Below are 1,023 nucleotides of genomic sequence, written 5' to 3'. Positions count from 1 at the left end.
TCACTATGAGGTTTTCGTTTGTTTGCACCCCGACTGTCGTGGGTCTCTTCGTTTCAGGCAATATCTCTGTTGCGTTTTAATTTACAATCTTCACAAAAGGGTTTCCCCCTTCCCCCGCATGACCCACAACTCCCCTACTTCTTCCTCGAAACAACGATGGCAGCTCTCAGGGAGTCGTAGACCGGGGGGCAGCGGAGGGCGTTGGCGGTCCAGGAGGCGATGAAGGCCACGATGAGGGCGCCGGGGAGGCAGGAGAGGGCTCCGGACATTTCCATGACGAGGGCGGTGCCGGTGAGGGGGACGCGCACCATGGAGACGAAGAAGCCGACCATGCCGTAGATGAGAAAGGTGTTCCAGCTTTCCGGGGGGATGAGGCCGGAGGCGGCGAGGAGCTGTCCGCAGAGGGCTCCGAGCAGTGCGCCTATGCAGAGCATGGGCATGAGGATGCCGCCGGGCACGTTGCCGGTGTAGCTGAACAGGGAGAAAGCTATTTTGAGAGCGGCGAGGATGAGCAGCACGGGCAGGACGGAGGCGGGGTCGGCGGCAAAGCGGATCAGGCTTCCGGCGAGGTCTTCGCCGCCGCCGAGGACGGCGGGGCAGGCGAAAGCCAGCACAAAGGCGGCCAGCATGGGCGGCAGGATGCGCCAGTTCTGGGAAAGGGGAGTGTGCAGGGCTTCGGCGTTTTTGGTGCCGAGCAGCGCCTTGTTGTAGAGCACGCCTGCCGCGCCCATGACGACGCCCATGAGGGGAGCCGTCCAGATGAGGGAAAGCGGCAGGGCGTGAATGTCCCGGAAGGGAAAGATGAGTCCGAATCCGAAAAGGTAGCGCGTGGCGAGCGCGGCGGTGGCGGCGGCAAAGCCCACGGCGATGAGTCCGCCCCAGGTGAAGCGGCTTTTCATTTCCTCGAACACGAAGAGCACGCCGGCTATGGGGGAGCCGAAGGCGGCGGTCATGCCTGCGGCGGCTCCGGCGGCGATGTGAATGTGCCCGGCAAAGGAGATGCGTTCCCAGAGTCCGGCAAGA

1 protein-coding gene is annotated in these 1,023 nt (G+C 63.5%); it reads right to left on the bottom strand.

The window, feature by feature from the left end; genetic code table 11:
- Positions 1 to 134: 134 nt before the first annotated feature.
- Positions 135 to 1,023, bottom strand: an 889-nt coding sequence (locus ACZM96_RS07530; RefSeq protein WP_489488292.1) for a chloride channel protein, incomplete at its 5' end; no start/stop codon positions are given.

It is taken from the genome of Mailhella sp. (assembly GCF_057866825.1).
Note: the sequence above shows the minus strand (reverse complement) of the source record. Positions and strands in the feature narration are given on the sequence as shown.